Raw genomic sequence first — 6,749 nt, 5'->3', positions numbered from 1 at the left:
GTGCCCATGCCCGCGACGAGCTGGGGATTTCCGAGATCACCACGGCGCGCCCAATCCAGGCCGCCGGGGCCTCGGCCCTGAGTTTCACGGTGGGCGCCGTCCTGCCGCTGGCTGTTGTCCTTCTCGCGCCCACCGCCTGGGTTCTGGCGGGCGTCCCGCTCGCCGCGCTGGCGAGCCTCGCCCTCCTCGGCGCCATTGGCGCCCGCGCGGGCGGGGCCGCGATCGCCAAGGCGGTGGTCCGCGTCACCTTCTGGGGCGCGATCGCGATGATCGTAACGGCCGGCATCGGTCGCCTCTTCGGCGCCGTCGTCTAGGTGGATCGGGACGGATCATCCGGGCTTAGGCCGCTTTCCGAGGTGCTCGGCCGGATGCTCGGAGAGAGCCACGGGCCCGTATCCATGGACCAGACCATGAGCGCGCTCGGCGACCGGTCCTTCGGCGCGACCATGCTGGTCCTGGCCCTGCCGGCGATCTTCATGCCGCCCGGCGTCGCATCGCTGTTCGGAGCTGCCTTGTTGCTGATCTCCGCGCAGCTCCTGATCGCACGTCGTACACCCTGGCTGCCAGCTCGGCTTCGCCGCCTGCGCATGCGGCGGCCGGCGGCCGAGCGGCTCTACGCCAAGGCCTCGCCGCTCCTGCGACGCGCCGAACTGTGGATCCAGCCGCGTTGGGCCGGCGTGCAGTCGCCGGCGCACGAACGCGCGATCGCGCTGGCGAGCAGCCTTCTGTCGGTGGTCCTCATGCTGCCACTGCCCATCGCGCATACCTTCGCCGCGCTGGGAATCATCGCGTTCGGCGCGGGGCTGATGGCGGCGGACGGCTTGGCGTTGCTGGTCGGCTGGGGAATGGCCGGCGCCACCGTCCTGGTCTGCATTGTCTTCGCGCTCGCCGCAATCGCGGGTCTTGCGCGCTTCTGACACACGCGGCCGCAAGCCGCCCCGAACCTCCATCACGGGTCCGCCCGCCTCCGCGCGGGTCCGATCCCCGAACTAGCGCGGCTTGGCGACCACGCCCAGCAGGCCGGAGATCCCGAACCGCAATGTGATTGATTTCACGGTGATCCGGCACGGTGCGAAAGGGCCGTCAACCAGAAGGTCTGAAAGCTGAGACGCACTGAAGACGCGGTGATGGCCCGACGTCGAGAACTGCCAGTGCGCCATGGTCGCGACGTCGGTGACGTAGATACTGATGCGGCCGCCGGGTCGTAGAACCCGGTCCAGCTCCGCCAGGACGGCCGGACCGTCCGACCAGAAGTAAGCCACGTTGACGGCGAGAATCCGATCGACGGACTGCTCCGGCAGCTCTGTCTCGATGAATTGCGCCCGCGACAACTGGACGTGGCCGCGAAGGATCGCCGCGCGATTTCGCGCCGAAGCCTGCGCCAACATTGTTGGGGACTGGTCGACACCATAGATCGTCCCCGCCGGCGAGAGGCGCGCCAGGGTTCGGATGCCTTCGCCGGGACCGAAACCAAGTTCAAGGACGTCGTGCGAGGCTCTGACGTCGAGCGCCTGGATGGCGAACGAATTGGGCTGGCGATTGACCAGGCGCATGGCGGCGCCGATCAGCCGTCCTGGGGCGCCATGCGGATTTCGCAGCTGATCGGCGAGACCGCCGGCGACGGATCCGACGCCGTTCGTCCCGATCATGATCTCCGCAGCTTCGCGTTTGCCTTCGCGAGCAGCACCCGGATTTCCGCGCGCCGGCCAGCGTCCCAGATCGGGCGGTCCGGATGCGGCGGCGAGGCCAGGGCGCGTTGCAGCACCTTCGCCGCGGCGGCGTACTCGCCCTGGGTGATCAGGAAGTCGCCGTAGAAGTAGTTGGCGTCCATGCCGTCCGGGGCCAGCGTGACACCTTCGACGAGGTATTGGCGCGCCTTGGACTTGTCGCCAAAACCGATCGGGAAGCCTGGGACGCGATAATATAGCGTCCCGAGGCTGGTCGCCGCCCCAGCCTCCAGCGCGGACTTGTCGATCTGATAGGCCTGTTCGAAGGTTCGACGAGACGCCTTGGCGTCGGACAGGGCGCTGAGGCCGCTCGACATCGCCGCGTGCTCGCTCTCGGCGATCCCCTGCCAGATGAGGGGCTCCGCACGACCCGGGTAACGGGCCGTGACCGCAGCGGCGTCCCGGGCCAGAATCTCGATCTGCGCGTGCTGCGCGCGCGGGTCAGGTGTCTGGTACTTGATCCGCTCCCACTCATGTTCGACCCGCGCGACCGCGGCGTCCATCGCCGGGTTGTCGGAGGCCAGGGCTTGGGTGGAGAGCCCGCCCACGACGAGCAGGAGAGCGGACGTCAGCCGTATCTTCGATCGAAAATGCATCGGAATCCTTGGTTTTCTGGTCGCCACCCGGCCCCGGAGACGACGCGGTTCGAGTTTCGCCTCAAGACGTGTGAGCGACGCGCTGGAGCCCTGTCGGCTCAGTGGCGAAGGACCTGCATCAAGGCCGCGGCCTTGCCCGGCTCGAAGGCCCCGCTGGCGTGGGCGAGAACACGGCCGGTCCGATCGATGACCACCGCTGCGGGTTCCGATGGGTCGATTCCGAGTTGCAGAGCGATGGCGGCGGCGTCGGCGAACGCCGGGGCGAAGCGGGCCCGATCGGCGGTCGCGGTGACGCCGTTTCGCATGCCGCGCAGGATCACACCGCGGATCATCGGGTTGCCGACGCCGATGACGGGAACCTCGAACCAGTCGCTGTCGCGGCTGCTAAGGCCAAGGCCGTCCCGCCAGGCGTCCAGCGCGGTGTGGTCATTGTGCCGGAAGCCGAGAAGCAGCAGGGCCCGGCCCTGTGGCAGGCCGGAGGGAACCTCGGTGGCCACGCCATTCAGATCGGTGACCTGGAAATGGACTGCAGCGCCGGCGACCGCATTAAGCGGAGCCAGCAGCAAGAGCAGCACCCCTCCCAGTGCGGCGCCGAGGAGTGGAACCCGAACGCGGTTCAATGCAGCACGCCGCAGGCTACCCGGGCGCCCGCGCCACCGATGGGCTGGCTGATGAAATCATCGGCGCTCGCGTGGATGACCAGGGCGCAGCCGTCGGCGTCAAGTAACGCCACTTGGCCCAGCGCGCCGGCAAGGGAGACTGTCGTCGAGTAGAACTGCGCTGAACCCGCGCCGTCGGCGCCGACGAAAATGTTTGGCAGGTCGCCGGCTTTATCTCCCTCCGGATTGAGCAGGCCGTGAGGGTGAGCGGCGGAGGCGTGCACGTGGCCGCCGGCGCTCTTGAAATCGGGCATGGCGCAACTGCCCGCCTCGTGAAAATGGACGGCATGCCACCCGGGCGCCAAGCCCTTGGCCGCGATCTGGATGACGACACCCTTTGGCCCTTGGCTGATGGTGACCGAACCGGTGTCCGCACCGGCGACGCCTACGAGTTGGGCCGTGGCCATGGTCGCGGCCTGCGCCGATGACGACAATGCGCCCAAAGCCATTGTCAGGGTTACCGCCCAAGGTTTCGAGTGCACGATGGTGTATCTCCTGGTCGCCGCCCGGCCACCAGACGACGCGCGCGCCCGGCCGCCTCAACCCTCCAAACGAACTGTGCGGATCTGCGCTCATTGGGAGTCCGCCTTGGCTCAATGCAGACTTTGGCCCTCGGTCCGCGAGCGGACATTCGCCGAACCGATTGGGGCTGGTCAGTCAGGTTCACGCACGCGTGTTTCCCGGTCCCACCGCAGCGCTGGTGGTGGCTAACTGGTGACTTGGCCACCAGCATAGTCCGCGACATCCGGCCTAAGTTATTGGATCTGCTGGCGCACCCGACACGATTCGAACGTGTGACCTTTGCCTTCGGAGGGCAACGCTCTATCCAGCTGAGCTACGGGTGCCTGTTCCAGCGGAGGCTTCCTCTAGCGGAAACCCCGGCCCGCCGCAAACCTTCCGTCCCATTTGTGGGGAGGCAAGCGCCTCAGCCCTTCACGCTGTCCCAGAAGGTCTTGGCCTTGCCGGTGAAGCTGGCGTTCTTCGGATGCTGATGGTCACCGCAAAGGCCGGCGAACTCGCGCAGCAGCTCCTTCTGGCGCGCGGTCAGCTTGGCCGGCGTCTCGACGAACAGTTCGACCACCAGGTCGCCGCGGTCGCGAGAACGCAGGGAGGGCATGCCGCGGCCCTTCAGGCGCACGGTCTTGCCGGTCTGGGCGCCTTCGGGGACCTTCACCGCGATCTTGCAATTGCCGTCGCAGTTCTCGCCGCCCATCAGACAGGGGGCTTCGATCTCGCCGCCGAGCGCGGCGATGGTCATCGGCACCGGCATCGTGCACAGCAGGTCCAGGCCGTCGCGCTCGAAGAGCTCGTGGGGCTTCACCGAGACGAAGATGTAGAGGTCGCCACGCGGACCGCCGCGCGAGCCGGCGTCGCCCTCGCCGGAAAGGCGGATGCGCGCGCCATCGTCGACGCCGGCCGGGATGCGCACCGAGAGCACCCGCTCCTGCCGCACCTGGCCCATGCCGTGGCAGTCGGCGCAGGGGTCGAGCACCAGACGACCCGAGCCGCCGCAGCGCGGGCAGGCGCGTTCGATGGAGAAGAAGCCCTGGGTGGCCCGCACCCGGCCCTGGCCACCGCAGGCGTTGCAGGTGGTGGGGCTGGTGCCCGGCTTGGCCCCGGAGCCCTCGCAAGTCTCGCAGGTGAGCGCCGCGGGGATCTTCACCTCCACCTCGGCGCCGGCATAGGCCTGCTCCAGGGTGATCTCCAGGTCGTAGCGCAGATCCTGGCCGCGGGCCGGGCCGGAGCGCTGCTGGCCGCCGCGTCGGCCGCCGAACATGTCGCCGAAGACGTCGCCGAACACCTCGTTGAAGATGTCGCCCACGTCGTGGAACTGGGCGCCGCCCGGTCCGCCGCCCGCGCCGTTCACCCCAGCATGGCCGAAGCGGTCATAGGCCGCGCGCTTCTGCGGGTCGGAAAGGACCGAATAGGCCTCGTTGATTTCCTTGAACCGGCCCTCGGACTCGGTGCAGCCGGCGTTGCGGTCGGGGTGATGCTCCATAGCCAGCTTGCGGAAGGACGCCTTCAGGACGCCCGCGTCGCAGCTGCGCTCAACACCGAGGATTTCGTAGTAGTCGCGCATCAAACCGCCAGGAGTCTGGTGTGTGGCTGTTGGGAAGGTGGGAAAACCTCCGCCCGGCTACAAGACCCCAATTCCAGGCGGAAACGGGTCGAGCGGGCGGAGGTCCCTAGTCGCGCAGAAGCGGCGGCGACGTCCCCAGTGGCGAACTCTTCGCAAAAGACGCCGAAGCTCGCCATGGGGCAGGTTGTCACGTTCACTTCTTGTGGTCGTCGCCGTCGACTTCCTCGAACTCGGCGTCGACCACGTCCTCGCCGCCGTGACCACCTGCTCGGGCGGCGTCCGCGTCGGAGGCCGGACCTTCGCCGGTGTCCTGCTGGGCCTTGTACATGGCCTCGCCCAGCTTCATCGACGCCTGAATAAGCGTCTGGGTCTTGGCCGAGATGTCTTCCGCATCGCCGCCATCGACCACGCCCTTGAGGTCGTCCAGAGCGGTCTGGATCGCGGCCTTTTCATCGGCGCTCACCTTGTCGCCGTGTTCGGCCAGGGCCTTTTCAGTGGAGTGGATCACCGCGTCGGCCTGGTTCTTGGCCTCCACGGCGGCCTTGCGCTTCTCGTCGTCCGCCTTGTTGGACTCGGCTTCCTTGACCATGGCGTCGATGTCCGAATCCGAGAGGCCGCCGTTGGCCTGGATGCGGATCGACTGTTCCTTGCTGGTCGCCTTGTCCTTGGCGCCGACGTTGACGATGCCGTTGGCGTCGATGTCGAAGGTCACCTCGATCTGCGCCGCGCCGCGCGGCGCCGGCGGGATGCCGACCAGGTCGAATTGGCCCAAGAGCTTGTTGTCGGCCGCCATGGGCCGTTCACCCTGGAACACCCGGATGGTCACCGCCGACTGGTTGTCCGCCGCCGTCGAGAAGGTCTGGCTGCGCTTTGTCGGGATGGTGGTGTTGCGTTCGATCAGCGCGGTGAACACCCCGCCCAGGGTCTCGATGCCGAGCGTCAGCGGCGCCACGTCGAGCAGCAGCACGTCCTTGACGTCGCCCTGCAGCACGCCGCCCTGGATGGCGGCGCCCAGCGCCACCACCTCGTCGGGATTGACGCCCTGGTGCGGCTCACGGCCGAAGAACGCCTGGACCGCGGCCTGCACCCGCGGCATGCGCGTCATGCCGCCGACCAGCACCAGTTCGTCGATGTCGGAGACCTTGTAGCCGGAGTCCTTCAACGCCTGCTCGCAGGGCCCGAGGGTCTTGGCGATCAGGTCCTCGACGAGGCCTTCCAGCTTTGCGCGGGTGAGCTTGATGTTGAGATGGACCGGGCCTGAGGCGTTCATCGAGATGAAGGGCAGGTTGACCGTGTATTGCAGGACGGAGCTCAGCTCCTTCTTGGCCTTCTCGGCCTCTTCCCGCAGGCGCTGCAGGGCCAGTTTGTCCTTGCCAAGGTCGAGGCTGGTCTCGCGCTTGAACTCCTCGATCAGGTAGTCGACCACCCGCAGGTCGAAGTCCTCGCCGCCCAGGAAGGTGTCGCCGTTGGTGGCCTTCACGTCGAAGACACCTTCCTCGATTTCCATGATCGAGACGTCGAAGGTGCCGCCGCCCAGGTCGTAGACGGCGATCTTCTTGCCTTCGCTCAGGCCCAGGCCATAGGCGAGCGCCGCTGCGGTCGGTTCGTTGATGATCCGCAGCACCTCAAGGCCGGCGATCTTGCCGGCGTCCTTGGTCGCCTGGCGCTGGGCGTCGTTGAAATAGGC

General features: G+C 67.7%; 8 protein-coding genes and 1 tRNA gene. 2 read left to right on the top strand and 7 right to left on the bottom strand.

The features are described 5' to 3' along the window. Both E8A12_RS20070 and E8A12_RS20065 read left to right on the top strand, forming a co-directional pair. On the top strand, positions 1 to 314 hold a 314-nt coding region (locus E8A12_RS20070), incomplete at its 5' end, for a VIT1/CCC1 transporter family protein (protein ID WP_293372130.1). Then, positions 315 to 917, top strand: coding sequence for an exopolysaccharide biosynthesis protein (locus tag E8A12_RS20065; protein WP_363212559.1), 603 nt, complete (start codon positions 315 to 317; stop codon positions 915 to 917). A gap of 72 nt (positions 918 to 989) precedes the next feature. On the opposite strand, the gene E8A12_RS20060 is transcribed toward E8A12_RS20065, so the two are convergent. The 7 genes from E8A12_RS20060 to dnaK form a co-directional block, all read right to left on the bottom strand. Continuing rightward, entirely contained in the window at positions 990 to 1,649 is a 660-nt protein-coding gene (locus E8A12_RS20060; protein ID WP_293372128.1) for a class I SAM-dependent methyltransferase, read from the bottom strand. Continuing rightward, positions 1,646 to 2,323, bottom strand: coding sequence for a hypothetical protein (locus E8A12_RS20055; protein WP_293372126.1), 678 nt, complete (start codon positions 2,321 to 2,323; stop codon positions 1,646 to 1,648). Before E8A12_RS20055 ends, E8A12_RS20060 begins: the two co-directional genes overlap by 4 nt. 98 nt (positions 2,324 to 2,421) lie before the next feature. Further along, a complete protein-coding gene (locus E8A12_RS20050; protein WP_293372124.1) occupies positions 2,422 to 2,898 on the bottom strand; it encodes a hypothetical protein in 477 nt (158 codons plus the stop codon). Between the two features lie 41 nt (positions 2,899 to 2,939). Next, positions 2,940 to 3,431 carry a superoxide dismutase family protein gene (locus E8A12_RS20045; RefSeq protein WP_293372132.1) on the bottom strand — a complete coding sequence of 164 codons (492 nt, stop codon included), beginning with the start codon at positions 3,429 to 3,431 and terminating at the stop codon, positions 2,940 to 2,942. Between the two features lie 319 nt (positions 3,432 to 3,750). Continuing rightward, positions 3,751 to 3,827: transfer RNA gene (locus tag E8A12_RS20040), tRNA-Arg, on the bottom strand. 80 nt (positions 3,828 to 3,907) lie between these two features. Next, entirely contained in the window at positions 3,908 to 5,062 is a 1,155-nt protein-coding gene (dnaJ, locus tag E8A12_RS20035) for a molecular chaperone DnaJ (protein WP_293372122.1), read from the bottom strand. Positions 5,063 to 5,255: 193 nt separating this feature from the next. Beyond that, positions 5,256 to 6,749 (bottom strand): molecular chaperone DnaK (gene dnaK, locus E8A12_RS20030; RefSeq protein ID WP_293372120.1); only part of this gene is annotated, 1,494 nt, incomplete at its 5' end.

The organism is Phenylobacterium sp. (assembly GCF_004799395.1).
GTDB lineage: Bacteria > Pseudomonadota > Alphaproteobacteria > Caulobacterales > Caulobacteraceae > Phenylobacterium.
Note: the sequence above shows the minus strand (reverse complement) of the source record. Positions and strands in the feature narration are given on the sequence as shown.